We start from the raw sequence: 25,732 nt of genomic DNA, 5'->3' as shown, positions 1-25,732 counted from the left end.
CCCGGTCTCGTGCGGCCACCAGTACCCGGACACCTCCAGCCCTGCGGGCCAGTCCCGGGGCCGGGGGACGACGAGCCCGCTGTAACCGTGCAGCACCGGACGCGCCCGGCGCCGTGCGGACCGGCCCGGCGTGACGAGGCCGTGCCGTCCCAGGGACCGCACGGCGTCGGAGAACAGCAGCTCCACCGACGTCATGACGGCCCGTCCGCTCAGCCGGTTCCCCACCGTGCCCAGGGAGCGCGTGCCCAGGACGGGAGCGGGAAACTCCCCGGTCGGATGCAGCGGCTGGAGGTGCAGCCCCAGGGCGGGGACCGACAGGCCGTCGGCGATGGCGTACCCGAGCGGCCCCAACGACCCGCCGACGAGCAGGACCTCGCCCTCCCGTGCCACCTCCACCAGGGCCGCCGTCATCTCTCGTGCCCGGCCCGTACGAGACCGGCACCCAGACCCGTGTACGGCGCGACGTCACCCCGCGACCCCGCCGTCATCATCACGATGCGCACACGGCCAGTGTGCCCCACCCGGAGGCCGCCTCGGGGGACGTGCGCTCCCCGCGGCCGCCGATCAGCGGCTTTCGGCGAGCATGCCTTCGCGCAGGCGGTTCAGGGTGCGGGAGAGGAGGCGGGAGACGTGCATCTGGGAGCAGCCCAGTCGCTCACCGATCTGGGACTGGGTGAGCTCTTCGACGAAGCGCAGGTGGATGATCCGCCGGTCGCGCTCGTCGAGGTCGGCGAGGAGCGGGGCGAGGGCGTGGAAGTCCTCCACGAGTTCCATGGCGGGGTCCTCGCTGCCGATGCAGTCGGCCAGGGAGGCGTCCTTGTTGTCGTCCTCGCCGCCGACCGCGGCGTCGAGCGAGGAGGAGTTGTAGCCGTTGGCGGCGAGCTGCGCCTCGGTGACCTCCTCCTCCGTGAGGCTCATCAGCTCGGCCAGTTCCCTGACCGTCGGCATGCGGCCCAGGCGCGTGCTCAGTTCCTCGGTCGCCTTGGCCAGTTCGACGCGGGCCTCCTGCAGGCGGCGGGGCACGTGGACCGCCCAGGAGGCTCCATCTCGTCGGCGCGGTGGCGGAACCGCCCGGCCGCGTAGCGGACCAGGCTCATGTTCATCTCGATGAGGGTGTTGCGCGCGTACTGGTACTCGTGGGTCCCCTCCTCCAGTACCGCGAACCGCTGGAAGAAGACCTTCGACAGTGTCCGGGCGTCCTTCGGCGCGACAGCAGGCGGGTCCGGAACCGCCGGCAGTGTCCTCGTCGCGACCTCCATGCCCGTGGTCGACATCGTGGTGACCGTCACACCGTTCCCCTCTCGTGCTCGTCCCGACCCTGGATTCGTGGCCCGATGGCTGCCCGCCTACCCCGGCGATGGAAGACCATGCGGACGAATCCGCACCGGCACCGCCGAGGAGCGCGTCGACGGACGGGCCTGACGTGCCGCCACCAGCGGCGGCCTCGGACGTCGTTGGGGTTTCTCGGCATCCATGGCCCTCGGCCGGTGATGGCCCGTCGGATACCGGGCAGACGGAACGTGCGGTGTCGCCGACAGGAGGAGAGACATGGCGCGGGATCCGTCACTGAGGGCTGTGGGATGGGCGCGTGCGCTGCCCGTCAGCAGCGGGGTGAAGACGGCGCGGGACTGGACGCGTGAGCATCTGGTGGCGCTCGGCTGGGACCGTACGGCACCGGACCTGGTGGACGCCGTCGTCCTGGCCGTCTCCGAGCTGGTCACGAACGCCCACGTCCATGCGCGCAGCGACGCGCAGCTCATCCTGACGCGGGACGAGGAGTGCCTGCACGTGACCGTGCACGACGCGTCGTCTCGTGTACCCGAGCCGCGCCGCCCCGACGACGGTGCCCTCGGAGGGCGCGGCCTGCTCCTGATCGACGCGCTCGCCGACGACTGGCAGGCCCGCTCGTGCCCCCGGGGCAAGGACGTCACCGCCTGTTTCCGGCCGCCCCCGCCCCTCCGGACTTCCTGACGACGTCGTACGTCAGCGCCTCAGGGAGGCGAGCAGCGGCTGCCAGTCGATGTGGTGCTCCTCCGTGCCCTGCGGGACCAGGAGGAAGGTCTCGCGTACGAGGCGGGCGAGGCGGTCCCGGTCGCAGCGGACCGTCGCGCACTGCCCGGTCCGGCCCAGCCGTATGAGGAGGTCGCCGTCGGGGGCGGCGCTCAGGTGGACTTCTCCCGCGCCGGTGGGGGTGTGCGATCCGGTGACGACCATCTCCCGGTCGAGGCACCACACGACGGGACTCTGGCCCAGGAGGTGGAAGGCGACGCTCAGTGCGTGGGGGTCCCGGGACGAGTAGCGGACGGTGGTGTCGATCGGGACCCCGGCGTCGGGGGTGACGAGTTCCATGGTCAGGTGCCGTGTGAGGGTGCGCGGAGAGGGAAGCGGCGTGACGGGGGGCTGGGACATGGGGTCCTCCGGCTTCGTGGCGTGGCGAGAGGGTGCGCTGTCCGCCTGACCCGTCACGCCCCTGTCACACCTCGTGGCCACCGGATGGGTGCGCCGATCCTGTATCGGATTCGTGAAGACGACTGCCGCCGTCGCGCCGTCGAGCGCGCGTCCGGAGCGAGGCGGCGGTTCGCCGCGCATCGACGACCGCCGGCCACCGGTACACACCGGCCCGGGATCAGAACTCGTGCCATTTCGCCTCGCCGAAGGAGAAGAGGCCGAAGAGCACGAGGCCGACGGCGACGGCGATCAGCAGCCAGGGGCCCGCCGGGGTCTGCGCGAACGAACGGATGGCGTCGTCCATGCCTTTCGCCTCGCCGGGGTCGAACGCCGTCGCCGCCTTCACGCCGGAGAAGCCGAGCGCGGCGAAGACGAGACCTCGCCCGACACCGCCGGCCACGCCCGTCACGTCCATCAAGCGGCGCTGGGACACCGTCAGGCGCTCCCGTTCCAGCTCCTCCCAGTACTTGCGCAGCACCGCGCGGCCCGCGATCCACAGGCCTGCCACCAGAACGCCGGCGGCTACCGCGCCGACCCACCAGCGACCGCCCGGAAGTTCGAGCAGACGGGCGGTGAGGTCCCGGCTCTGGCGGTCCGTCGAACCCTCGCCGCTCCCCCGCTCCCCCACGGCGAAGGAGAGGACGAGGAAGGCGGAGCCGGCGTAGAAGACGCAGCGGCCGGCGGACAGGGCGCGCCTGTGCGCCTTGTGCCCCTTGGGGCCGGCCGCCCCGAGAACCGCCTCCGACAGGCGCCACACCGCCATTCCGGCGAGGCCGATGCCCAGGGCCCAGAGGAGCACGGCACCGAACGTGGTGGCGGCGGTGTACGCGACGGCCCCTCCCCGGTCGGCCTGCTCGCCCGTCCCCGTCAGGGCGATGCGTACGGCCAGTACCCCGACGAGCACGTAGAGCACGCCTCGCGCCGCGAAACCGGCCCGGCCGCCCGCCCGTACGGCCTCGCCGCCGACCTCTCGCGCCGTCCCGGTCGCGTCCCCCTTCTCCGTGGTCATGTCGACTCGCTCCTCTCGTCGCCCTCCGGCTGCCCGGTCCGTGTGGGACGAATCCCCGCCGGGCTGTTTCGGGTGCGGACGGGCCAAGAGGCGAACAGGGACAAGCCCCGCGGTCGCGTCGCCCTGGCCGGATCCGCCCGCGCCGCTGCGCCCGGCGCGGGCGCCGTCCGTCAGGGTCCCGCGTCGGTCTCCGCCGGCTGAAGGGAGAGGAGCGCCCTGACCCGTTTGCCGTCCGGGGCGGGCTCCACGGTCACGCTCTCGCACACGGCGACGACGATCTCGAGGCCGTGCTGTCCGATCCGGCGCGGGTCGTGTCCGCGCGGTACGAGGGCGGCCACCGCACGGTCGAACACCGAGATCTCCAGGGTGCCCCGACGCAGTTCGAGGAGCAGTCGGCAGGGGCCGGCGGTGTGCAGGACGGCGTTGGTGACCAGCTCGCTGACCACCAGCTTCGCCAGGTCGACACGTTCCTCCGTCACCGGTTCCCGCCTGTTGGACGGGGCGGCCGCGAGGAAGTCTGCGGTGAAGGCGCGGGCGGTCCCGATCGCGCCGCCGTCGCTGTCGAACTCGGCGCTCGCGGACAGCAGGGGCTCCCGTGCCGCACGCTCCGCGGTGATGGCGTCCGTCATGGCCCTGGCACTCCCCTCGTGTGGTTGGGCGGGGCGCGCTGAGCACCTCGTGTTCCGCCTTTCCCCTCTTCACGGTTTCCACACCGCCCGCAACGGGGATCACGTCCACCGCCGTCGTCGGCGCGCTTGGTCCCACCGATCCGGGACAGACGGCCCGCATGCCGATGATTCTTCTCGCGGGCCTCCCGGCCGTCGCCGCCCTCGTCACCGGCCTCCTGGCCGTCCTGGTGTCCCCGTGGTGGTGGTGCGCGGCCGGTCCCGCGGTCCTGCTCGTCGCGGTGGCGTCGTACGACCGGCTCCAGCGGCGCCACTCGCTCCTGCGCAACTATCCGGTCCTGGGACACCTGAGGTACGCCCTGGAGCGGATCCGTCCCGAGGTGCAGCAGTACTTCGTCGAGCGGAACGTCGACGGGGCGCCCTTCGACCGCGACACGCGTTCCCTCGTCTACGAACGGGCCAAGGGAACCGACGCCGAGGACCCCTTCGGGACGGAGCTCGAGCTGGACCGGCCGGGCACCGACCACCTCGTCCCCTCCATGGCCCCGCGCCCGGTGCCCACGGACCCGCCCCGGGTCCGGATCGGCGGCCCCGACTGCTCCAGGCCCTACGACATGGCCCTGCTCAACGTGTCCGCGATGAGCTTCGGCTCCCTGTCGGACCGGGCGGTCCGCGCCCTGAACGAGGGCGCCCGGCGCGGTGGCTTCGCCCACGACACCGGGGAGGGCGGGATGTCCGAGCACCACCTGGCCCCCGGTGGGGACCTCGTGTGGGAGATCGGGACCGGGTACTTCGGCTGCCGCACCGAGGACGGCGGCTTCGACCCGCGGGTGTTCGCGGAGAAGGCCGCCTTCGACCAGGTCGCCTGCGTCCTGCTGAAGATCAGCCAGGGTGCCAAGCCCGGTATCGGGGGCGTGCTGCCCGGCTCCAAGGTCAGCCGGGAGATCGCCGAGGTCCGGGGCGTCCCCGAGGGCCGCACCGTGACCTCCCCGCCGTACCACCGCGTCTACCGCACCCCCAGGGAACTCGTGCGCTTCATGGGCCGGATGCGGGAACTCGCCGAGGGCAAGCCGGTCGGGTTCAAGCTGTGCGTCGGATCGCGCCGCGAGTTCCTCGCCGTCTGCAAGGCGATGCTGGAGGAGGACGTCACGCCCGACTTCATCGTCGTCGACGGCGCCGAAGGCGGCACCGGGGCCGCGCCGCTGGAGTTCGCGGACACCGTCGGGCTGCCCCTCACCGAGGGTCTGACGACGGTCCACCGGTCCCTCGTCGGCGCGGGATTGCGCGACCGGATCCGGATCGGCGCCTCCGGCAAGGTCGCCACCGGCGGCGACATCGTCAAGCGGCTGATCCAGGGCGCCGACTACACCAACTCGGCCCGGGCCATGATGTTCGCCCTCGGATGCGTTCAGGCCCAGCGCTGCCACACCAACACCTGCCCCGTCGGGGTCGCCACCCAGGACCGCCGGCGCGCCCGGGCCCTGGACGTCGAGGACAAGGCGCGCCGCGTCCAGCGCTTCCAGGAGGCGACCGTCAAGAGCGCCCTGCAGATCATGGCCGCCATGGGCGTCGACGACCCGGGCGGCCTCGAGCCGGGGATGCTGCTGCGCCGGGTCGGGCCGGACACCGTCCGGTCGCATGCCGAGCTGTACGCGCCGCTCGCACCCGGACAGCTCCTCGTCCCGGCATCCGTTCCCGCTTCGTGGGCAGGCGACTGGAAGGCGGCCCACCCGGACCGGTTCACCCTCCGGTGACCCGTCGCCGCCCTTCACGAGAGGAGAGCCCGTGACTCGTACCGTTTCCCAGGTGATCGTCGACGGTCTGGCGGACATCGGTGTCGGCCACGTCTTCGGCGTGGTCGGCGACGCCCTCAACCCGCTCACCGAGGCCATCCGGACCACGGACGGCATCGAGTGGACCGGCTTCCGCCACGAGGAGGCCGCGGCCTTCGCCGCCGGCGCGCTCGCCCAGCTGTCGGGCGGGCTGGGGGTCTGCATGGGCACCGTGGGGCCCGGCTCGGTCCACCTCCTGAACGGCTTGTACGACGCCGCCAAGAGCGGTGCCCCGGTCCTGGCGATCTGCGGTCAGGTCCCGTTGTCGGAGATGGGGGGCGACTATTTCCAGGAGGTGGACAACGATCTCCTGTTCCGGGACGTGGCCGCGTACCGGGCCACCGTGACCTCCCCCGACCAGCTGCCGAGGCTGCTGGAGGCCGCGGTGCGGGCGGCCGTGACCCGCCGGGGCGTGGCGGTGCTGACCGTCCCGGGGGACCTCGGGGACCGCGAGGTCGAGGACGACCGGCCGCCGCGGTTCGCGCTGCCCCGCCCGGCCGTGACCCGGCCCGACGACCCGGCCCTGGCCGAGGCGGCGGAGGCGGTCACCGCCGGCTCACGGGTCACCCTGCTCGTGGGGCTCGGCGCCCGGGAGGCCCGCGAGGAGGTGCTGCGCGCCGCCGAGCTCCTCGCGGCGCCGATGGTGCTCACCCTCAAGGGCAAGGAGGGCTTCGAGGAGGACAACCCGTACGAGGTCGGCCAGACGGGCCTGATCGGCAATCCGGCCGCCGCCCACGCCATGGACACGTGCGACACGCTGATCATGCTGGGCACGGACTTCCCCTACCGCGACTGGTACCCGGAGGGCTGCCGGGTCGTGCAGATCGACGTCCGCGAGGAACGTCTGGGCCGCCGGGTCCCCGTGGACGTGGGGCTCGCCGGGGATGTCGGTGCGACGCTGCGGGCCCTGCTGCCGCTGCTCACCCCCGTCGGCTCCCGGTCCCACCTCGACGAGGCCCGCGAGCGCTTCCTCCGGTGGCAGGAGGGCCAGGTGGACCTGGCCGACCCCCGGCACGACAAGCGCCTCCTCGGCCGGGTGCGGGCGATGTTCGACAACCGGGCCGGGGAGATCCGTCCGGAGGCGCTGGCGGCCGCGGTGGACCGTCACGCGGCGGACGACGCGATCTTCACCTCGGACACCGGCATGGCCACGGTCTGGCTGTCGCGCTTCGTCAGGATGCGCGGCAGCCGTCGGCTGATCGGCTCGTACAACCTCGGTTCCATGGCCAACGCCATGCCCCAGGCCATCGGCTCCCAGCTGTGGGCACCGGACCGCCAGGTCGTGGCCTTCTGCGGCGACGGCGGCCTCGGCATGCTGCTCGGCGACCTCATGACCATCCGGTCGGAGCGGCTCCCGGTCAAGCTCGTCGTCTTCGACAACCGCCGTCTCGGCATGGTCAAGCTCGAACAGGAACAGGCCGGGCTTCCCGAGTTCGGGACGGTCCTCGACAACCCCGACTTCGCCGCGGTGGCCGAGGCCATCGGGCTGACCGGCATCCGCGTCACCGAGGCCGGGGAACTCGACGAGGCCGTACGCCTGGCTCTCGCCGTCCCCGGCCCGGTGCTTCTGGACGTGGTGACGAACCCCGCCGAAGTGGCGGTGCCGGGAAAGCCGACGGTGACCCAGGGCTGGGGCTTCGCCATCGCCAAGCTCAAGGAGAACCTTCCGTCGGGCACCGCCTGAGCGGCCCCGGCCAGACGTGGGGGCGGGCCCGGACTCGTCGAGTCCGGGCCCGCCTTCACACGAGGGTTCAGATCATCGGGCCGCCTCCGAACGGGCCTCCGAGTCCGTAGTACGTGCCCAGCTCGCGGCGGTACTCGGGATCGCCGAGGTGCTTCTCACGGTGGAACTCGGGAGCGTCCTTGACCTGGCCCTTCGTCCGGTCGACGAAGATCTTCCGCTCGTCCGGATCGATCGACACGACGGTGGAGGCCGGAAGGAGGACCTCCTTGCCGAAGATCCAGACGCCGGTGTCCACGACCAGATAGGCGTCGTCGACCTCGTCGGAGTGCTTGTCCACCTTCCCGATGCCGCCGTCGGTCGCTTCGACCTTGTAGCCGGTCAGATCCGTTCCGGCCAGGTGGCCCGACGTCGACTTGTAGTTCCACACGTGCTCAGTCACGCGAAACAACTCCTCCGGTAGACGAGGACGGCCGTCGGATCACGGCCGGCCTTCTCTTCCGTGTGCCTTTCACCACGGGCTTGCCCCGCTTGAGCTCCGCATGCCCCGGGCTCGGCGACCCATGCACCCGATCTCGCGGGAGCCCGGGCCGCTGCCGGTCAGACGGCGTCCGCCGTGGCGAGCAGGTCGTGGGCGAGCAGGCCCGCGCCGAGGCAGCCGGCGGTGTCTCCGAGGGCGGCGGGCACGATCGCGGGGAGCTTCTGAAAGGTGACGCGCTCCGCGAGGGCCGTGCGGAGGGGGGTGAGGAGGGTGGCGCCGACCCGGCCGAGGCCGCCGCCGATGACGACGGTGCGGGGGTCGAGGATCGTGAGGGCGATGAGCAGGCCGTCGGCGAGGGCGGCGACGGCTGCTCGCCAGACGGCGGAGGCGGCCTCGTCGCCCGCTTCGACGGCCCGGGCGCAGTCGGCGGCGTCGGCGGAGGGGCGGCCGATCGCGACGGCCCAGGCACGGCCGACCGCTTCGGCGGAGGCGAGGGCCTCCAGGCAGCCGCGGCCGCCGCAGGCGCAGGGGGGACCGCCGGGGCGGACGACGAGGTGGCCGATCTCGCCGGCGTGGCCGTGGGCGCCGGTTTCGATCGTGTCGTCGATGCCGATGGCTCCGGCGACGCGGGAGCCGAGGGACACGAAGAGGAACCGGCCGGTCCCGCGGCCGGCGCCGAGGCGGGCCTCCGCGAGGCCGCCGGTGCGGACGTCGTTCCCGAGGGCGACGGGCGTTCCGCCGAGCCGGCGGCTGAGCAGGTCCCGTAGCGGGACGTCGTGCCAGCCGAGGCCGGCGGCGTGGACGGCGACGCCGCGCGCCGTGTCGACGCTGCCGGGCACGGCGACGCCCGCGGCGAGTGCCGCCGTGCCGTAGTGCGTCCGTCCACGGGCCCGCAGGTCCTCGGCGAGGCCGAGGACCGACGCCACGACGGCTTCCGGTCCTCGTTCGCGTGCGGTCGCCCGACGCTCCTCGTGCAGCAGGGTCCCGTCGAGCCCGACGAGGGCGGCTCTCGTTCCGGTGCCGCCCACGTCGAGGGCGATGACATGTCTCACGGGTCCACTCTCACTGGTGACTTCCCCGGGAGAGGTCCAGGACGCGGATGTCGTCGTGATGGACGGTCCTCGTCGGTACGTCTCCCCGTTCGAGGGTCTGGCCGGGGCGGTAGAGACCCCACTTGAGGTAGCCGAAGTCGGCCGGGGCGACGGGGTGGAAGGTCTTCACGTCCTCGTACGTCTGCCGCAGCGTGAACTGCGATTCGCCGGGCATCCGGGTGGACACCCGGTAGTAGCCGGTGCTGTCGTCCGTCCAGCGGACGTCCACGCGGAAGTGCATCCACTCGTCGACGTACGGGCGGAAGTCGCCGACCACACCGGCCTGGAGGCCGAGGACGGGCGACCGGAAGGCGATGCTGTTGCGCTTGGTCATCAGGTAGAAGGACGGCTGGTTCCCGCCCGCGTGCTTGCCCTGGAAGACGATGTCGCCGCTTTCGGAGTCCCCGGGTGCGAAGGGCTTCCAGTCCTTCAGCAACAGACTGAACTCGTACCGCTGCTCGTCGCCCACGACGAACTTCCCCTCGTGGACGTCGTTCGTGGCGCTCTCGCTGCGCGGGGCGCCGTCGGAGACGTACGAGGGATCGCCCAGGGTCACCTTGTGGGCGACGGCGTGGTCCGCGCCGGACGCGACGATGTACGAGGCGTCGTCGGCCGTCGCGTGTGTCGTGGTGAGGTCCGGGATGCCGGAGTTCAGCGTGCCGTTCGCGTAGTCGACGGTCAGCAGGACCGGAGGGCCGCTGTCGCCCCCGCACGGACCCGGCACGGACCGGTCCTCGTCGTCGAGTCCCGCCTGCGCGGCGGTACCGCTCGCCACGGTGATCGCCCCCGCGAGGGCCGTTGCCAGGACGGACCGCCTTGTCGAGTTCTCCATGATCAGATCACCGGCCCGTCTTCGACGCGGACGAGGTGGTGGCCGCGCATCGTGTACAGCCGGCCGCGGTGGTCGGCGTTCACGTGCGGACCGCTGTACCAGGCGCCGTTGATCTCGGCCACCACGGTGCTGACGGCGAAGGTCTTCGGGTCGAAGCGGAAGAGGGTGGTGTCGGAGACTCCGTAGACGACGCCCCGGCTGGTGACCATGGCCGCGAAGCCGGGGCAGACGGCCCTGTGGTCGGCGGTGTGGACCACCCGGCGGATCGTGAGGTCGACGACGAAGAAACCGCCCTTCCTGGTGAGGCCGTACAGGTGCCGGCCGCGCACCGCCAGCGCGGCCGTTCCCGTGGTCAGGGAGGCGGGAAGGTCGAGGCGCCACAGCTCCCGCCCGGCGACGGGGTCGAAGGCGACGAGGGTGCCGCGCGGTCCCCGTGCGGTGGGGTTGTCGCCGCCGAGGTAGGCGACGCCGTCCCGGGTGGCGACGGCACGTACGAGCTGCGTCCCGTCGACGGGATTGACGTACGCGGCCTTCCTGCCCGTCCTGGGCGCGTACGTCCACAGGGAGCCGCCGCCCTCGGTGTCGGACTGGACGCCGACCAGCAGGAGTTCGTTGACCGGGTCGTGGCAGACGTCGAGGGGACGGTTCTGTTCGCTGGGGAAGTCCGCGAGCTGGTGGGGCTGTCCGCCCTTCGCGGGGTCGTACGTCCACATGCCCTGGGAGCTGTACTGGCCGGTGTAGAGGACTCCGTTCAGGACTTCGGCGTCCTTCGCCTCGCCGGGCGCGCGGAGGTTGACCACCTGGCCGGTGCGCAGGTCGTGGCGGGCGATGCCGTTGTTGCCGCCGACGTAGGCGTACCGGTGGTCGGCGGCGATGCCCATCGTCGTCTGCGGGACGACGGGGGCGCCGGCCTGGCCGAGGTCGGTGACGACGGACCGGCCGGTGGCGAGGTCGATCTCGCCGACGAAGCCGTATCCCGAGACGACGGTCAGGGTGCCGTCGGCGTGGTCGAGGCCCCAGACCTCTCCCAGGTCGCCGTCGAACGCGACGGGTGCGATGACGCCGGTCGTCGTCGCGTAGGAGTGCAGACCGGTGTCGGTGGCGAAGTAGACGGTGTCGCCGTGCGCGGTGAGGTTCTTGACGACCTTGCCGGTGGTCGTCGTCACGGTGTACGAGGAGGGGTCGGCGAGGTCCATGACGGCGAGCTTGGCGGGCTCCGTCGATCCCGAGGTGCTGACGACGAGGCGGTGGCCGACGACGGCGAGGTCGCGCAGGCTGGGGTCCTTCTCCATCTCCGGAGGCGTGACGTCGGCGAACGTGCCGGTGGCCCGGTCGTACGCGTACAGCGAGGCCTTGCTCGCCCCGTCCCCGCCGGCCAGGACGCTGCCGGCTCCGAAGAAGACCTTGGTGTCGGTGGCGGCGACGGCCCGCGCCAGGGTGGCCTTCGGGTCGGGTATGCCGAGCTTGGTCACCTTGCCGGTGGCGGGGTCGTACATCCACAGCGCGGGGGCCTTCCCGGGGATGCCGCCCACCGCGTACACGGTCCCGTCCGGGGCGACGGCGAGGTCGCGGATGTCGCGGTCCTCGGTGCGGCCGACGCCCACGGCGGACTTCTCCGGGGTGGCCAGGTCCCAGCGGAAGAGGTTGGGCTTCCCTTCGTCGCCCTTGGTCAGGATGCCCGCGTACAGGTACCTGCCGGTGGGGTCCACGGCGAGCGCCTGGATCGAGTGCCCGGTGCCGAGGACGGTCTGGGACACCACTGTGCGGGTCGGCAGGTGGAAGGCGATGACCCGGGTCGGTTCGAGGTTGCGGGAGCCTATGTAGACGGTGTCGCCGACCTGGAGCGCGCTCATCAGCGCGAACTGCTCGATTCCCGGCCCGAGATCGGTGACGCGGGTGCAGGACGGTCCTTCGGAGGTGGCCTGCGCCGGTGCCGTGAGCAGCGGGGCCGTGGCGGCGCCGAGCCCGAGGGCGCCGCCTGCGATGAGCAGCTGACGCCTGCCCGTCCATGGGGAGTGTTGCTGGGGGGACATGGGGAACTCCCTTGTTCGTGTGCGCGCGGAGGAGTGCCGGACGTGGGGGCCGGCCGTGGTTCTGCGACGTGTGATGTGCACCGGTCGTTCACGGGGGCATTGACCGGAATCATTCGACAGCAGATGCGCTTCGTCAATGCTTTCGCTTCACTCGAAAGAAAACGAAAGCAATCGACGCTATGTGATGTCCCTTGTCCCCTTCCCCTCTACGGGCGCCCGCCCGGGGCGGGGAAGACACCACTGGAGTCCCGCACGCGCAGCTCAGGGCGGAGCAGCAGCTCGGCCAGGGGCGCGGCCGGATCGGCGATCCTGCGCCTCATCAGGTCGACCGCCCACGCCCCCACAGCCCTCTTCGGGGGCGCCACGGCGGTGAGCGGCACATCGCTCAGCTCGGCGACCTCGTCGTCGTACGTCACGATGGCCAGGTCCTCCGGAACGTGCAGGTCACGCGCCTGAAGAAGGCCGATCAGGGCGACGGCGTCAAGATCGTTGTGGACCAGGGCGGCCCGGACCTCGCCCGCCTCGACCGCCCCCGCGAACTCCTCGAACCACTCGGCCGGGGCGGCTCCGTCGGCCGGATCGATGCCGTACTCCGGGCCGATCGGCAGCCCCAAGGCCTGACAGGCCGCGGCGTAACCGTCGCGGATCAGCGGCGTGTTGGGGCTCTCCGACCGTGCGACCAGGGCGATCCTCTCGTACCCGCGCTCGGCGAGGTGCCGCACCGCCAGGCCCGCGCCGTGGGCGTGATCGGACGCGACCTGCTCCAGCCGCCCGGCCTGCCCGCCGGCCCGGCGGTCCACCAGGACGACCGGCACGTCGAGGCCGGCCAGCCACTCCTCGGCCCGGTCCGCGGGCTCGAGACCGGCGCGCGGCATCAGCAGCAGACCGTCGACGCCCGCCACGACCAGCCGCCGCACCTGCTCCTGGTTGTCCGCCAGCGTCTCGCCGGACACCGCGAGCACGATGCGCACTCCGTGCGCGCGGGCCGCGTCCTGCACGCCCCGGATGATCTCGGGGTAGTAGTAGCCCCCGGGCGGGACGATCAGCCCGAAGACATCCCCCTGGCCCGCCGCGGGCCGAGGGGCGGGTCCGGCCACGTCGGCCGCCTGCGCGGCGCTCGGCGACAGGGCGCCTCCGTGAACCCGCACGACGAGGCCCCGGCCCGCGAGGTCCCGGACGTCCTGGCGCACGGTCACGGCGGAGACCCCCATCTCCTCCGCCACGTCCTTCACCTTGACCGCACCCCGGCGCTCGATCAGGCGCAGGAGGACCTCACGCCGCTCTTCAGCCAGCACGTCACGTGCCCCCTCTCGTCGCAAGCGAAGCCATGTGCTTTCACTCGACAAACGAAAGGTATCAACCGAGCCGGGGGACGCGCCGGTGCCGAGGAACGGCGGACTCACCGGGGACTCAGCGCAGGTCGCGCCGCTCGTCGTCGGTGATCGTGGGGGCGACCGGGGGAACGACCACCCGGCGGCGGCGCAGGATGCTCGTGTACACGGCGGTGCCGATGATGCCGACGGCCATCAGGATCAGACCGACCAGGTCGACGTTGACCCCGTCGACCTCCCAGTCGGACGCGAAGGTGAGTATGGCTCCGACGGCGATCAGGATGATGCAGACTCCGAGACCCATGGTTTCCTCCCTTGTCGGGTCGGACGTCCCCCGCGTACCCCGGTCTTCGGCTCTTACCCCGACCGTGGGAAGGGACGGGGCGTCAGGCGGGCTTGCGCAGGGCCCGGGAGAGGCGCTCGCCGAGCGTGCGGTCCATGCCCGAGGGGGAATCGATGCCCAGGGCGGCCGCCAGGTCGCGGACGTGGAGGTCGGCGAGGGCTTCGGTGAGTTCCGCGAAGGCGTCCGCGGCGGCCCGGCCGCGGCGGAGGCCCGCGGCGAGGGCGGTGATCCCGACCAGGGCGGCCGGCCACCACCAGAGGCCCAGCACCAGATAGGCCGCGCCCCACACGCACAGGCGCGCCGCCGCGGCGAACCGGCCGCGGGCCGCGTGCAGTTCGGCACGGATGCCCTCGTCGGCGAGGAGCCACAGGTGGGGCCAGGCCGCCGCGAGGTCCAGGCGGTAGGCGCGCCAGAGCCGTTGCCCGGGTGCGGCGAGCCGGTCGCCCATGCCGAACGGGTGGCGTGGCGCGGCGGCGGCGATGCGCTCACGTTCGGCGAAGCGGCTCTCCGCGAGGCCGGCGAGCCGGTCGGCTTCGTCCGAGCCCGCGATGCGGGCCCGGCCGGCCGTGACCAGCGCGGTGCGGAAGGCGGCGTCGGCGGCGCGCCACCGGCGCGTCCGCCGGTCGGCGAGGCGGCGCAGCAGGGGTCCGCGGGGTTCGGCGCACCAGAGGAGTTCCACTCCGGCGCCGAGGGTCTGGGCGGCCGTGCCGATCGCGGCCGCGGCGAGGAGGACCCCCAGGGCCACGAGGGCGATGGTGCCGGCGCTCCGGGACGCGGGGGAACCGGCGAGCGCGTCGAGCCAGGCCCGCAACTTCCCCGCGTCGGACCAGTGTTCGTGGCCGAGCACGGTCGCCGTGGTGACGGCGGCGATGAACAGGAGCCCGGGCAGTGCCAGCAGCGTCAGCCACCGCTCGGCGATCCGGCCCCCCAGCGCGCTGAGGAAGGCACTGGTCACCGGAGGTGCACCGCGTTCAGCGGCCGGTCGAGGATGCCGCACACGGGCTGATCCGGGGCGTCGGCGTCCGGTGCCTCCACGCGCCCGCACCGGCCCGTGGGGCAGGCGAGCACGTACAGGGCGGGATGCCCCGGTCCGGCCACCGGCAGGCTCTGGAAGCCGGGGACGGGGGGCGGAGACGTCGTGCGGTACGAGCCGAGCCCCGCGCTGTGTCCCGCGGCGAGCAGCAGCTCTTCCAACGCGTCCAGGTGGTCGCCGAGTTGCGGGAGGGAACGGCCGTCGCGCAGGGCGGAGACGATGGCCTCGACGAGCCTCGCCCCCTGCTCGCCCAGAGCGTCGAGCTCCGCCGAGGAGGCGGGGTCCGTGAGCCGCCGGCAGAGCTCCCCGATCCGCGCGTCGCCTGTGTCCGCCCCGTCGGCCGTGTCCGCCACGCTCCCGCTCCCCCTCGGACGCCGGTTGTCACATCGCGCCGATTGTAAGGCCGTTGCTCGTCGATCCGAGGGCTTCTTGGCTATCGTGAACACGGGCCGGGGCAGGGAAGGCACGTGGCGGATGCGCGGTCCGGGGCGGCGTCAACCGGGGGTGGTCGTGGTCAGCGCGGCGGATGCGACGGCAGCCGGAGGACCGGGCGGACGGCCCGGTGCCGACGGCCTGTTGCTGCACCATCTCAGGACGGGCGACCGCGGGGCGCTCGACGAGGCCATCCGGTCGTACCGCCGGGAGCTCGCGGCCACGGAGCCCGCCGACGCCTCCGTGCCGGGCCGCGCCGGCAATCTCCTGCTCGCCCTGCACCAGCGATGGCGACTGACCGGGGACTCCGGCGATCTGGAGGAGCTGATCGCCTTCGGCCACGAGCGGGTGTCCGTCGATCGCGTACGCCCCCAGGACGTGACCATCCTCGCCCTGGCGTACCGGCGGCGCTTCGACCTCCACGGGCGGGCGAGCGATCTCGACCGGGCGGTCGAGCTGCTCGACCGGGCGGCCGACCTGCCGCAGGACGCCACGACCGGCGCGCAGGCCCTGGCCTCGCTGGGCGAGGCCCTGCAGGAGCGGCACAAGAGCGGTGCGCGAGGCGGCGAGGGTCCCGCGGACGGGACGGACCTCGCGCGGGCGACGAGCGCCTTGCGGGACGCGCTGGAGATCCTTCCGCCCGGCTCGCCCGACCGGTCCGGCTACCGCAACAACCTCGCCACGGCGCTGTACGGCGCTGCTCTGCACAGCGGTGACGTCGCCGCTCTGCGCGAGGCCCTGGACGTGTGGCGGGACGCGCTGCGCGAGAGCCCGCCGGGCAGCGGCGGGGTGCGCCCGGTCGTGCTGGCGAACCTCGCCCAGGGCCTGCGCCAGTGGCACGATCACGACGCCGGCGAGGCGCACCGCGCGGAGATGCTGGAGGTGCACCGCACCGCGCTGGCCGAGACCGGCGCCGGCCATCCGGACCGCGCCGAGCGGCTCGCCGGTCTGGGCGTCGCCCTGCGCCTGGCCGCCGAGGGCGACGGAGATCCCGCGCTGCTGCGTGAATCCGCGCGCCTGCTGCGCGAGGCCCTGCCGCTGTACGCCGACGGCGCGCCCGAGCGGGCCATCAGGATGAACAGCCTCGGCAACACCCTGCACCGGCTGGCCCAGTCGACCGGGGACGAAGGGGTGCTCGACGAGGCGGTCGCCGTCCTGCGGTCCGCCCTGGCCCGGCAGCGGCCGGGCACCGGCCCGTACGCCGACACCCTGGCGAACCTCGCCGTCACCTTGCGGGAACGCGCCCTGCAGACGGACGACCTGGGCTCCCTGCGGGAGGCCACCCGGCTGGCCCGGGACGCGCTCCACGCGACTCCGGCCTCCCCCGCCGCGCAGGTCGTGCGCCTCGCCAACCTCGGCGTCGTCCTGCAGAGCTGGCACGACGCGACCGGTGACACGGCCGCCGCCGACGAGGCGGTCGGCGCGGCCCGCCGCGCCCTGGCGCTGGCGCCGCACAGCGGAGCGGTCCGGGCGGACCGGTTGAACCACCTGGCCAACGCCCTGCGCACGCGGTTCGGGGTGAGCGCCGACCTGACGGACCTCGACGAGGCGGTCGCTCTCCTGGAGGAGGCCGCCGAGCACGTTCCGTACGGCGATCCGGCGCTGGCGCTCGTACTCTCCAACGTCGGATCCGCGCGCCTGACCCTGCATCATCACAGCGAGCGCGAAGGGCTGCTGGAGCGGGCGGTCAGCGACCTGGGCCGGGCCGTCTGGTCCGCCCCGGAGGGCGGCTCCCCCCATGGCTCCTATCTGCGGTCGTACGGCGACGCGTTACGCGCCCTGCACCACCGGGACGGCGACCCGGGCGTGTTGCGGGCCGCCGAGGACGCCTACCGGCAGGCCGCCGGCACGAAGGCCATGCCCGCCTACGAGCGGGTGCTCGCGGCCTGGGACTGGGGAGCCGCGGCGGCCGCCGGTCTCCGCTGGGACGAGGCACTGCGCGGCCATGAAGCGGCCCTGGAACTGCTGCCGTTCGCCGCGTCCGGTCGGCTGGCCCGCAGCGACCAGGAGCGTGGCCTGTCCCGCGTGCGGGGACTTGCCGCCGAGGCCGCCGCGTGCGCGGTCAACGCGGGACGTCCGGAACGCGCGGTGTCGCTCCTGGAGCAGGGCCGGGGAGTCCTGCTGAGCCGGGCCATGGCCACCCGGGACGGGGTCGGACGGCTGCGCGGCGCCCATCCGGCCCTCGCCGAGCGATTCGTCTCGGTCCGTGACCGGCTCGACGCGCTGGAAGCCGTCGACGCGGCCGAAACGGCCCTGGGCCGCCTGCCGCAGGCCACGGACCAGCGGCACGCCCTGGCGAGCAGCCTGGAAGAGCTGGTGGCCGAGATCCGCGAGGCGCCGGGCTTCGCCGACTTCCTCGCCGCGCCGGACGAGCGCGCCCTGCTCGCGTGCGCGGGGAAGGGCCCCGTGGTGCTCGCCTACTGCAGCGGCTACCGGAGCGACGCCCTGGTCCTGCGCCCGGGAGGCGTCCTCCTCGTCCCGTTGCCACGGGCCACGCCGGACGCGGTCGGCGAACAGGCCGACCGGCTCCGGCGCGCGCTCGCCGACGCGATGGACCCCGCCCGCGACAAGGCCGCCCAGCGGACCGTCGCCGAGGTCCTGGCCTGGACGTGGGACCACGTCACCGGTCCCGTACTCGACCGGCTCGGTCTTTCCGGTGCCCCCGGGCCCGGGGGCGAACTGCCCCGGCTGTGGTGGTCGCCGGGCGGGGCGCTGGCCGCCCTGCCCCTGCACGCCGCGGGTCACCACGGCGACGGCACCGGAACCGTGCCGCCGCACGAGGGCGGCGCCGGGGCGGGACCACAGGCCGTCATGGACCGGGTGGTCTCCTCCTACACGCCGACCGTCACGGCCCTCAGGTACGCCCGGGACCGGGCCGCCGCCCCGTGGCCCTCCGGCCGGCTCCTCGCCGTGGCGCTCCCCGACACTCCGGGAGCCAGGCCGCTCGGCGGGGCACGACGCGAGGTGGAGGCGCTGCGCGCGCTGCTGCCGATCGACGTGCTGTACGGGGAGGAAGCCACCTTCGACCGGGTCGTGGCCGCCCTTCCCGATCACCCCTGCGTCCACTTCGCCTGTCACGGGGTCAGTGCGCCCGCCGACCCCTCGGCGGGCCGGCTCCTCGTGCACGACCATCCGACGCGGCCGCTGACCGTCCGGCAGATCGCCCGGCTGGATCTGCCGGCCGCGCGACTCGCGGTGCTGTCCGCCTGCGAGACGGCGCGCGCCGACGGGGACCTCGCCGACGAGTCCATCCACATCACCTCCGCTTTCCAGCTCGCGGGATACCCGCACGCCGTCGGCACGCTCTGGCCGGTCCACGACGCCGTGGCCGTGCGGGTCACCCGCCTCCTCTACAGGGGGCTGCGTACCGACGGCGACGGCGGGCCGGCCCTGGACGTCGGCAGGACGGCGGCCGCTCTGCACCGGGCGGTCCTGGAGTGCCGTACCGCGTTCGCCGCCAGCCCGAGCCTGTGGGCCGCCCACGTACACGCGGGCGCCTGAAGCACTCACACGGACGAGAGGAGACAGCCACGATGAGCCGGTGGTGGCGGCGCAAGGCCGCTCAGGAGGACACGGAGAACGGCGCGGGCGGTGGGGCCGACGCGTCGGAACCGTCCGGGCGGAGCGAGACACGGGAGCAGGAGCAGGAGGCGGGGCGCACCCGGCGGCCGGGCGGTGCCCACATCACCATCACCGAGGTGACGGAGGGCAGGCCGCAGGAGGAGATCGCGCGGATCGAGATCTCCCCCGAGGAGTGGCACACCATGCGCGCCCGGGGCGTCGTCGAACGCCTGGGCCCCGAGCACCCGGACGCGCTCGACGCGGTGCGCGATCTGGCCCGGGTCATCGCGTCGGTCCCCGGACGCGGCGAGGAGGCGGTGACGTTCTACCAGGAGGTGGCCCGAGGCCAGTGGACGGTCCTGGGCCCCCACCACGAGGAGACCCTGCGCACCTCGGCCGAACTCGCCGACCTGCTCCACGAGACCGGACAGCTGCGACTCGCCGAATCGGCCTGGCGCGACACCTTCCGCGGCCAGACGGAGACACTGGGACGCGATCACCCCGACACCCTGCGCAGCGCGGCCGGGCTGGCCGCAGTCCTGGAGGACCTCAGGCGCGCCCCCGAGGCCGAGCCGCTGCAACGGGACGTGCTGGAGCGGCGCACCCGGCTGCTCGGGCCCGACCATCCGGACGTGCTGACCGCCGCCAACTCCCACGCCGCCTCGCTGCTCAAGTGCGGCCGCCACCAGGAATGCGAGCGGGCGCTGCGCGGCCTCGTGCCGCGGCTCGAGCGGCGTTACGGGCCCGACCACGAGCGCACCGCGGCGGCCCGGGCCAACCTCGGTGCCGTACTGGTCCGGCTGGACCGCCACACCGAGGCGGAGACGCAGCTCCGCGCCGTCATCCGGTCGTTCGAGGCGACCGTGGGACCGCACCACGAGACCACCTTCACGGCGCGCAACAACCTGGCGGCCGTCCTGCACGCCATGGAGCGCTACGAAGACGCGGTCCCCGTCCTGCGCGACGTCCTGGCCGGACGGGTGGCCCTGAACGGCGAGGACCACCCGATCACCGTGTCGACCCGGGACAACCTCGCCAACGTCCTGATCGACGTGGAGCGGTACGACGAGGCCGCCGCGCTCCTCGAACGCTGTGTCCGCGACTACCGGCGCATCCACGGCCCGGGGCACCCCCGTCAGCGGGCGGCCGAGGAGAAGCTGGCCTGGCTACGGGACGACACCTGACAGGCCGACACGGTGGTCGGTCCGTCGGACGGTCCGCTGGTCGGTCCATCGGTCCGTCCGTGGGTCCGTCCGTGGGTCCGTCCGTCGGTCGTCCGTCGGTCGTCCGTCGGTCGTCCGTCGGTCAGTCGCAGCAGTCGCAACAGCACTTGCACGGGTTGCAGCAGCCGTCGCCCGAGCCGCCGCCGCAACCGCCGGACCCACCCGAACCGCCGGAGCCACCCGAACCGCCGGACCCACCGGAACCGCCGGAACCGTGACCGCCGCCCGAACCACCGGACGAGCCGCCCCAGTTGCCGCCGCCCTGTCCACCGCCCTGGCCGCCGAACCAGCCGTCGCCCCCGGAGCCGTCCCTGCCGGAGCCGTCCCGCTGGGAACCCCCGCCGCTGTTGCCGCCCCCGAACTCGATGGGCTCCCCGTCGTCCCCGTCGTCGCAGCGGCAGCACTCGTAGCACAGGCCGCAATCGGGGCACTGCCGACGCCACTCCCCACAACGCCGGCAGTGCGCCTCCTGCCGGCGGCCCGACGCCATGGGCCCGCCCTCCCGGGCCGCGCCCGCGAGCACGCCGACGCCGCAGGCCTCGCCCGTGCCGGCCTCCGAGGGCGTGTCCGTCGCCGTTCGCCGCCCCAGCCAGGGCAGCATGCGCAGGCTCCGCGTCTGGGGGCGGTGCTGGTGGTGACGGTGCCGGGGGTCGAAGACGCGATCGACGGCACGCTCCAACTCGAGGCCCAGAAGGGCCTGCACCAGTCGCCCGTCGACGAAGTCGGCGTCGGACAGGGCGAGTCGGATGCCGTGGACGGCGTCGTCGCACAGCCGACGCACGTCGGCACGGGTCGCGCCGGTCACGGCGATCGGGTTCCACGCGCCCGACGCCGCGTCCGCGTCCAGGTCCTCCACGGCGTCCAGCAGGTGCGCCAGCCGGCCGAACAGCCGGCCGGCCTCCGCCAGCGGTTCGGCGTTGCCCGGCCGGTCCGTGAGCACCGCGGTGTACGCGAAAGCGGCCGCGGTCGCCGTCTCCGTGGGTTCCGTGACCGTCAGGAGCGAGCCGCCGAAGCCGGTCGACCGCTCGATGTCCGGCTGACGCTCGACCGCCCCGAGCAGCACCGCGGTGTCGAAGCCGAGCCGTTCGCCGCCCGCGGCGCCCGCACGGTCCCAGCCGCGGGCGATCCGGCGTGCCGCCACCGCCACCGGGCGGCGCCCGACCAGGCCGTCGCCGTCGGCCACGTGGTCGCGTATCTTCGCGGCGGCCAGCACCAGCGACACCGTCGCCGCCAGCCGCGCGCCCTCGCCCTGCGCCACGTCCGCCGACCGCATCCCGCGCAGCGGGCACGGACCGGCACCCCGTCGCCAGTCCCCCGAACGCTCCGACTGCGCTTCGGTCAGCACCGAGACGATCAGGCCGTCGTAGTTGGTGGCCACCCTCGCGAACTGCCCGTACTCGCTGCGCAGCGTCAGACACAGCCCGCACAGATGCGCCATCCACTCGGTACGCAAGCCCTCGCCCAGACGATGACGGCACGGCCTGATGATTCCGAACACCGAAGTTCTCCCCCGTAGAGACAGCTACCCGCGCGCACCGGTCGGACGGTTCACGAACGCGAGCCCGCGCATGAGCCCGACCTCGCGAAACGTCCAACGTGTGTGACATCGACGCGCGGCCGACATCCTAGATGCTCCCTTCCGTGAACGGCCGGGGCCGGTCCGCTCGCTATTCTGGAGGGGGGGCGACAGTCGGGAAGGACTGACCGTGGCGGCCTTGGACGCGTTCACCACGTTGCTCGACCCTCCGATGTACGTCGTGACCGCGACGGCGGACGACGGCGAGCGGGCCGGTTGTCTCATCGGGTTCGCGTCGCAGAGTTCGATCCGCCCGGCCCGCTTCACGGTGTGGCTGTCCCGGGCCAACCGCACCTACCGGGTCGCCTGCCGGGCGTCGTACCTGACGGTCCACCTGCTGACCACCGAGCACCGGGAGACGGCGCGGCTGTTCGGCGAGGAGACCGGCGACGAGATCGACAAGTTCGCCCGCGTGGACTGGGAGCCGGGGTACGCCGGCAGTCCGGTGCTCGCCGACTCCGCCGGCTGGTTCACCGGCACGGTGGAGGCCCGCTTCGACGGTGGGGACCACGTGGGCTTCCTGCTCTCGCCGGTCGCCGAGGGCCGCCACGACGGAGCGACCGGTCCCGGCGACGCCGGGCCCCGCCTGTTCGTGCTCAGCGACGCGGACCGGTTCTCCCCCGGGCACCCCGCCTGATCCGGGTGGTCCCGTGGTGGGACCGCCGGGGGTCCGAAGTCGGATGTTTGGCGTGCCCGCGGGCGGCGAGGCGTACAGGAAGTCTGTCCGACTCGTCGACTGGGAGGAGTACATGGAGAGCGTCATCCGGCTGGCGATCGCCGTCGGCGGCTCGGCGCTGGTGGCCTTCGGTGTCTGCCGGGCGGCCGACCTGCTGGCACGGTTCGCCGACGCGCGGCATCCGGAGACCCCGCTCTGGGGGCTGCTGCGCCGCTGCCGCACGCCGTTGTACGTCGTACTGATGGCCGCCCTCCTGAGAGGGACCTATCCCGTGGCGGCGGCACGGGCGCCGCTGGCCGAGCACGCGGAGGCGATGCGCCACGTCCTGCTGTTGTGCCTGATCGGCGGCGGGGCCTGGCTGACGGTGCGGACGGTCGCGGCCGTCGTCGAGTCGACGTACGCGCGGTACGCCGGCCGTTCACGCGACGCGGCACGGCTCCGCCGGGTCCGTACGCAGGTCACGCTGATCATGCGGGTGGTGTCCGTCGCCGTCGGGGTGCTCGCCGCTGCCGCGGCCCTCGTCACCTTCCCCTCCTTCCGCACCCTCGGCACCTCCCTGCTCGCCTCGGCCGGGATCATCGGCATCGTGGCGGGCGTGGCGGCCCAGTCGACGCTGAGCAACCTGTTCGCCGGCTTCCAGATCGCCTTCGGCGACATGGTCCGCATCGGTGACACCGTCGTCGTCGACGGCGAATGGGGTGTCGTGGAGGAGGTGACCCTCACGTTCCTCACGGTCCGGACCTGGGACGAGCGTCGCGTCACCCTCCCCGTCTCCTACTTCACCTCGCGGCCGTTCGAGAACTGGTCGCGCGGCGGCGCGGAGATGACGGGGTCGGTCTTCGTCCACTGCGACCACACCACACCGGTCGCGCTCATGCGGGCGCACCTCCACGAGTTCCTCGCCACGTGCGGCACCTGGGACGGGCGGGGCTGGGACCTCGCCGTCACCGACACCTCGCCGACCGGGATCACGGTGCGGGCGATCGTGACCGCCAAGGACGCGGACGACCTGTGGACGACCCGTTGCGCCGTACGGGAGGAACTCGTGGCCTGGCTCGCGAGGGAGCATCCGGGCGCCCTCCCCAAGGTCGTCACCGCTCCCGCGGCCGACGCCCTCGACCGGCCGGGGGAAGGCTCCCGGGCCCCGCGGCAACGACGCTCGCGTCCGGCCGTCCGGAACGCCGACCGGCCGGCGGACACACCCCCGGAATGAGCGCGTGCCCGGCGGGCGGCCGAAGGGTTCTGTCAGGCCTTCTCCTGCATGGAGCGGCGCGCGGGGTTGCCCTGTTCGGCCGCCTTGGGATCCTTCTCGTCGGCCTTGGCCCGCACGCCCTGGGTGATGCGCTCGCCGATCGTCTTGTCGATGTTCGTCCAGTAGGCGAAGGCCCGCTCCAGGACGGGCTCGGAGACGCCGTTGAGGAGGTGGCCGACCACGTTGTCGACCAGGCGGTCGCGGGCCCCGTCGTCCAGTACCTCGCGCACGAGGGTGCCGGGCTGGCCCCAGTCGTCGTCGTCCGGGTGGGAGACGTAGGCCGCGCGGGTGATCTCGCCGTCCGCCGTCCAGCTGGGCGGGGACCCGTAGCGGTCGGTGTCGGCCGCCGGGCCGCCCTTGGAATTGGGTGCGTAGACCGGGTCGGTCGTCTTTCGGTAGGCCATCGCCCCGTCCTTCGAGTACGTGTGGACGTCGACGACGGGCGCGTTCACGGGAAGCTGCTGGTAGTTGGCACCGATGCGGTGGCGGTGGGCGTCCGCGTACGAGAACAGCCGGGCCAGCAGCATCCGGTCGGGGCTCGGTCCGATGCCGGGGACGAGGTTGTTCGGCTGGAAGGCGGCCTGCTCGATCTCGGCGTGGTTGTCGGTCGGGTTGCGGTCCAGCGTCATGCGGCCCACCGGGATGAGCGGGTAGTCGCCGTGCGGCCACACCTTGGTGAGGTCGAAGGGGTTGAACCGGTATCCGGCGGCCTCCTCGTACGGCATGACCTGCACGTGCAGCGTCCAGCTCGGGAAGTCGCCGTCGCGGATGTGCTCGAAGAGGTCCCGCGTGTGGTAGTCGGTGTCGACGGCGGCCATCTGGTCGGCCTCGTGCTGGGTGAAGAACTCGATGCCCTGGTCGGTCTTGAAGTGGTACTTGACCCAGAACCGTTCGCCGGACTCGTTGATCCACATGTAGGTGTGGGACGTGTAGCCGTTCATGTGGCGCCAGGTGCGCGGGATGCCCCGGTCGCCCATCAGCCAGGTCACCTGGTGCGCGGACTCGGGCGAGAGGGTCCAGAAGTCCCACTGCATGTCGTGGTCGCGCAGGTTGTTGTCGGCGCGGCGCTTCTGGGACCTGATGAAGTGCTGGAACTTCATCGGGTCCTTGACGAAGAACACCGGGGTGTTGTTGCCGACCATGTCGTAGTTGCCTTCGCTGGTGTAGAACTTCACCGCGAAGCCGCGCGGGTCGCGCCAGGTGTCCGGGCTGCCGCGCTCGCCGGCGACGGTGGAGAAGCGGATGACCAGGTCGGTACGGGTGCCGGGCTGGAACAGGGCCGCCTTGGTGTAGCGGCTGACGTCGTGCGTGACCTCGAAGCGGCCGAACGCGCCGCTGCCCTTGGCGTGCGGCTGGCGCTCGGGGATCCGTTCGCGGTTGAACTGCGCCATCTGCTCGATCAGGTAGGCGTCCTGCAGCAGGATCGGACCGCCCGGGCCCACGGTGAGCGAGTGTTCGTCGCTCTCCACCGGGGCACCGGAATCGGTCGTGGTGGCGGGTCGGCTGTCGGTCATCGGTCGTGCTGCCTTTCCTCGGCTATGGACGAGCCCGCGGGGCGCGTCCTCGCCGCCCCGCACACACGTGTCCCAGCCTCGCCCCACCCGGCCCAAGCCACCACCGGAGGCCGGGCACGCCGGGCACCGGCGGACGCCGCTCCCCGACGCGCCCGAGGCGCTGCCGTCCGGTCAGTCCCGGAGGGAGAGCTCGGCGACGATGCGGGTCCCGTCGGGCCTGGTGTGGACGGTGCAGCGCAGCGCGCAGGCCGCGACGATGTCCAGGCCGCGGCCGCCGCAGGCGAGGTCGTCGTCGTGGCGGGGGCGGCCGACGTGGGGTCGCCAGCGGCCGTTGTCCTTGACCTCGACGGCGAGGGTCGAGTGGCCGACGGAGAGGAACAGTGCCACGTCGGGGCCGCCGCTGTGACGGACCGCGTTGCCCACGAGCTCGCTCACCACGAGTCGCAGGCTGTCGTCGATCCCGGCCGGCAGGCCCCAGCGGGCCGCCACACCTCGGGCGAAGCGGCGGAGCACCGGCACGGAGGCCGCGGTCGCGGCCGTCAGGCATCCGGCGGTCCGCGGCTCGGCGCGCGTCAGGTCCGGCCACGGCGTCGGGCTGAGGCCGGGCCGGTTCTCGGCGACGGCGACCGGACTGAGGTGCGGGATGGCGTGCATCGGGTCTCCCGGGACGGCGGACGGTTCCCCCCGCTCTCCACGGTGCGGGCCCGGGGGTACGGAAACAATCCGGGTCGGGGGTTTTAGGGGTACCCAAGCCGGTA

General features: G+C 73.3%; 21 protein-coding genes and 2 pseudogenes. 7 read left to right on the top strand and 16 right to left on the bottom strand.

Going from position 1 to position 25,732, the window contains the following annotated elements:
- Together OO54_RS41550 and OO54_RS41545 are read right to left on the bottom strand one after the other, a co-directional pair.
- Positions 1-411: pseudogene (locus OO54_RS41550) on the bottom strand (glycosyltransferase); the annotation flags it as partial.
- Positions 412-564: 153 nt separating this feature from the next.
- Positions 565-1,274, bottom strand: a pseudogene (locus OO54_RS41545) (sigma-70 family RNA polymerase sigma factor).
- Positions 1,275-1,548: 274 nt separating this feature from the next.
- Here OO54_RS41545 and OO54_RS15550 point away from each other — a divergent pair.
- Positions 1,549-1,971 (top strand): ATP-binding protein, encoded by a 423-nt coding sequence (locus tag OO54_RS15550; RefSeq protein WP_033203503.1) that lies wholly within the window; start codon positions 1,549-1,551, stop codon positions 1,969-1,971.
- Between the two features lie 12 nt (positions 1,972-1,983).
- On the opposite strand, the gene OO54_RS15545 is transcribed toward OO54_RS15550, so the two are convergent.
- The 3 genes from OO54_RS15545 to OO54_RS15535 all read right to left on the bottom strand — a co-directional run bounded on the left by OO54_RS15545 (position 1,984) and on the right by OO54_RS15535 (position 4,086).
- The gene (locus OO54_RS15545; RefSeq protein WP_033203501.1) at positions 1,984-2,409 is read right to left on the bottom strand and encodes an SsgA family sporulation/cell division regulator; all 426 of its coding nucleotides are present in this window, start codon (positions 2,407-2,409) and stop codon (positions 1,984-1,986) included.
- 217 nt (positions 2,410-2,626) lie between these two features.
- Positions 2,627-3,457: a DUF1206 domain-containing protein gene (locus OO54_RS15540; protein WP_033203500.1), complete on the bottom strand. Its 831-nt coding sequence runs from the start codon at positions 3,455-3,457 to the stop codon at positions 2,627-2,629.
- Positions 3,458-3,627: 170 nt separating this feature from the next.
- Positions 3,628-4,086: an ATP-binding protein gene (locus OO54_RS15535; protein ID WP_033203498.1), complete on the bottom strand. Its 459-nt coding sequence runs from the start codon at positions 4,084-4,086 to the stop codon at positions 3,628-3,630.
- A gap of 158 nt (positions 4,087-4,244) precedes the next feature.
- Between OO54_RS15535 and OO54_RS15530 the strand changes: the two genes are divergently transcribed.
- Positions 4,245-5,837 carry an FMN-binding glutamate synthase family protein gene (locus OO54_RS15530; protein ID WP_033203496.1) on the top strand — a complete coding sequence of 531 codons (1,593 nt, stop codon included), beginning with the start codon at positions 4,245-4,247 and terminating at the stop codon, positions 5,835-5,837.
- A gap of 31 nt (positions 5,838-5,868) precedes the next feature.
- On the top strand, positions 5,869-7,599 hold the full coding sequence (locus tag OO54_RS15525; protein WP_033203495.1) for a thiamine pyrophosphate-dependent enzyme: 1,731 nt from the start codon (positions 5,869-5,871) through the stop codon (positions 7,597-7,599).
- 67 nt (positions 7,600-7,666) lie between these two features.
- On the opposite strand, the gene OO54_RS15520 is transcribed toward OO54_RS15525, so the two are convergent.
- The 8 genes from OO54_RS15520 to OO54_RS15485 all read right to left on the bottom strand — a co-directional run bounded on the left by OO54_RS15520 (position 7,667) and on the right by OO54_RS15485 (position 15,093).
- Positions 7,667-8,038 carry a PRC-barrel domain-containing protein gene (locus tag OO54_RS15520; protein WP_033203493.1) on the bottom strand — a complete coding sequence of 124 codons (372 nt, stop codon included), beginning with the start codon at positions 8,036-8,038 and terminating at the stop codon, positions 7,667-7,669.
- Between the two features lie 158 nt (positions 8,039-8,196).
- Positions 8,197-9,129, bottom strand: coding sequence for an ROK family protein (locus OO54_RS15515; RefSeq protein WP_033203491.1), 933 nt, complete (start codon positions 9,127-9,129; stop codon positions 8,197-8,199).
- Between the two features lie 10 nt (positions 9,130-9,139).
- Complete coding sequence (locus tag OO54_RS15510) at positions 9,140-10,000, bottom strand: heparin lyase I family protein (protein ID WP_033203490.1); 861 nt, start codon at positions 9,998-10,000, stop codon at positions 9,140-9,142.
- A gap of 2 nt (positions 10,001-10,002) precedes the next feature.
- On the bottom strand, positions 10,003-12,033 hold the full coding sequence (locus OO54_RS15505) for an outer membrane protein assembly factor BamB family protein (RefSeq protein ID WP_033203489.1): 2,031 nt from the start codon (positions 12,031-12,033) through the stop codon (positions 10,003-10,005).
- 206 nt (positions 12,034-12,239) lie between these two features.
- Positions 12,240-13,328 carry a LacI family DNA-binding transcriptional regulator gene (locus tag OO54_RS15500; protein WP_033203488.1) on the bottom strand — a complete coding sequence of 363 codons (1,089 nt, stop codon included), beginning with the start codon at positions 13,326-13,328 and terminating at the stop codon, positions 12,240-12,242.
- Positions 13,329-13,443: 115 nt separating this feature from the next.
- Complete coding sequence (locus tag OO54_RS15495; RefSeq protein ID WP_033203487.1) at positions 13,444-13,668, bottom strand: DUF6458 family protein; 225 nt, start codon at positions 13,666-13,668, stop codon at positions 13,444-13,446.
- Between the two features lie 82 nt (positions 13,669-13,750).
- The gene (locus OO54_RS15490) at positions 13,751-14,662 is read right to left on the bottom strand and encodes a hypothetical protein (RefSeq protein WP_033203485.1); all 912 of its coding nucleotides are present in this window, start codon (positions 14,660-14,662) and stop codon (positions 13,751-13,753) included.
- Complete coding sequence (locus OO54_RS15485; RefSeq protein WP_033203483.1) at positions 14,659-15,093, bottom strand: hypothetical protein; 435 nt, start codon at positions 15,091-15,093, stop codon at positions 14,659-14,661. The genes OO54_RS15490 and OO54_RS15485 overlap by 4 nt, the downstream gene beginning before the upstream one ends.
- A gap of 223 nt (positions 15,094-15,316) precedes the next feature.
- On the opposite strand from OO54_RS15485, the gene OO54_RS15480 reads away from it, so the two are divergent.
- Together OO54_RS15480 and OO54_RS15475 are read left to right on the top strand one after the other, a co-directional pair.
- Positions 15,317-18,673, top strand: a complete 3,357-nt coding sequence (locus OO54_RS15480; protein ID WP_033203533.1) for a CHAT domain-containing protein — start codon at positions 15,317-15,319, stop codon at positions 18,671-18,673.
- Between the two features lie 32 nt (positions 18,674-18,705).
- Entirely contained in the window at positions 18,706-19,917 is a 1,212-nt protein-coding gene (locus OO54_RS15475) for a tetratricopeptide repeat protein (protein WP_033203481.1), read from the top strand.
- A 121-nt stretch (positions 19,918-20,038) separates the two neighbouring features.
- Here OO54_RS15475 and OO54_RS42415 read toward each other — a convergent pair whose 3' ends face one another.
- On the bottom strand, positions 20,039-21,454 hold the full coding sequence (locus OO54_RS42415) for a DUF5685 family protein (RefSeq protein ID WP_051786968.1): 1,416 nt from the start codon (positions 21,452-21,454) through the stop codon (positions 20,039-20,041).
- 208 nt (positions 21,455-21,662) lie between these two features.
- Here OO54_RS42415 and OO54_RS15465 point away from each other — a divergent pair, with 208 nt between their 5' ends.
- Both OO54_RS15465 and OO54_RS15460 read left to right on the top strand, forming a co-directional pair.
- Positions 21,663-22,169 (top strand): flavin reductase family protein, encoded by a 507-nt coding sequence (locus OO54_RS15465; protein ID WP_033203479.1) that lies wholly within the window; start codon positions 21,663-21,665, stop codon positions 22,167-22,169.
- 112 nt (positions 22,170-22,281) lie between these two features.
- The gene (locus OO54_RS15460; protein WP_051786972.1) at positions 22,282-23,421 is read left to right on the top strand and encodes a mechanosensitive ion channel family protein; all 1,140 of its coding nucleotides are present in this window, start codon (positions 22,282-22,284) and stop codon (positions 23,419-23,421) included.
- 32 nt (positions 23,422-23,453) lie between these two features.
- Here the strand turns inward: OO54_RS15460 and OO54_RS15455 are convergent, their stop codons facing one another.
- Positions 23,454-24,974 carry a catalase gene (locus tag OO54_RS15455; protein ID WP_033203477.1) on the bottom strand — a complete coding sequence of 507 codons (1,521 nt, stop codon included), beginning with the start codon at positions 24,972-24,974 and terminating at the stop codon, positions 23,454-23,456.
- Between the two features lie 171 nt (positions 24,975-25,145).
- The gene (locus OO54_RS42410; RefSeq protein ID WP_051786967.1) at positions 25,146-25,628 is read right to left on the bottom strand and encodes an ATP-binding protein; all 483 of its coding nucleotides are present in this window, start codon (positions 25,626-25,628) and stop codon (positions 25,146-25,148) included.
- Positions 25,629-25,732: the final 104 nt, after the last annotated feature.

The sequence above is a fragment of the Streptomyces wedmorensis genome, assembly GCF_000716445.1.
GTDB lineage: Bacteria > Actinomycetota > Actinomycetes > Streptomycetales > Streptomycetaceae > Streptomyces > Streptomyces wedmorensis.
The sequence above is the reverse complement of the archived record's forward strand: the minus strand, read 5'-3'. Positions and strand labels throughout refer to the sequence as shown.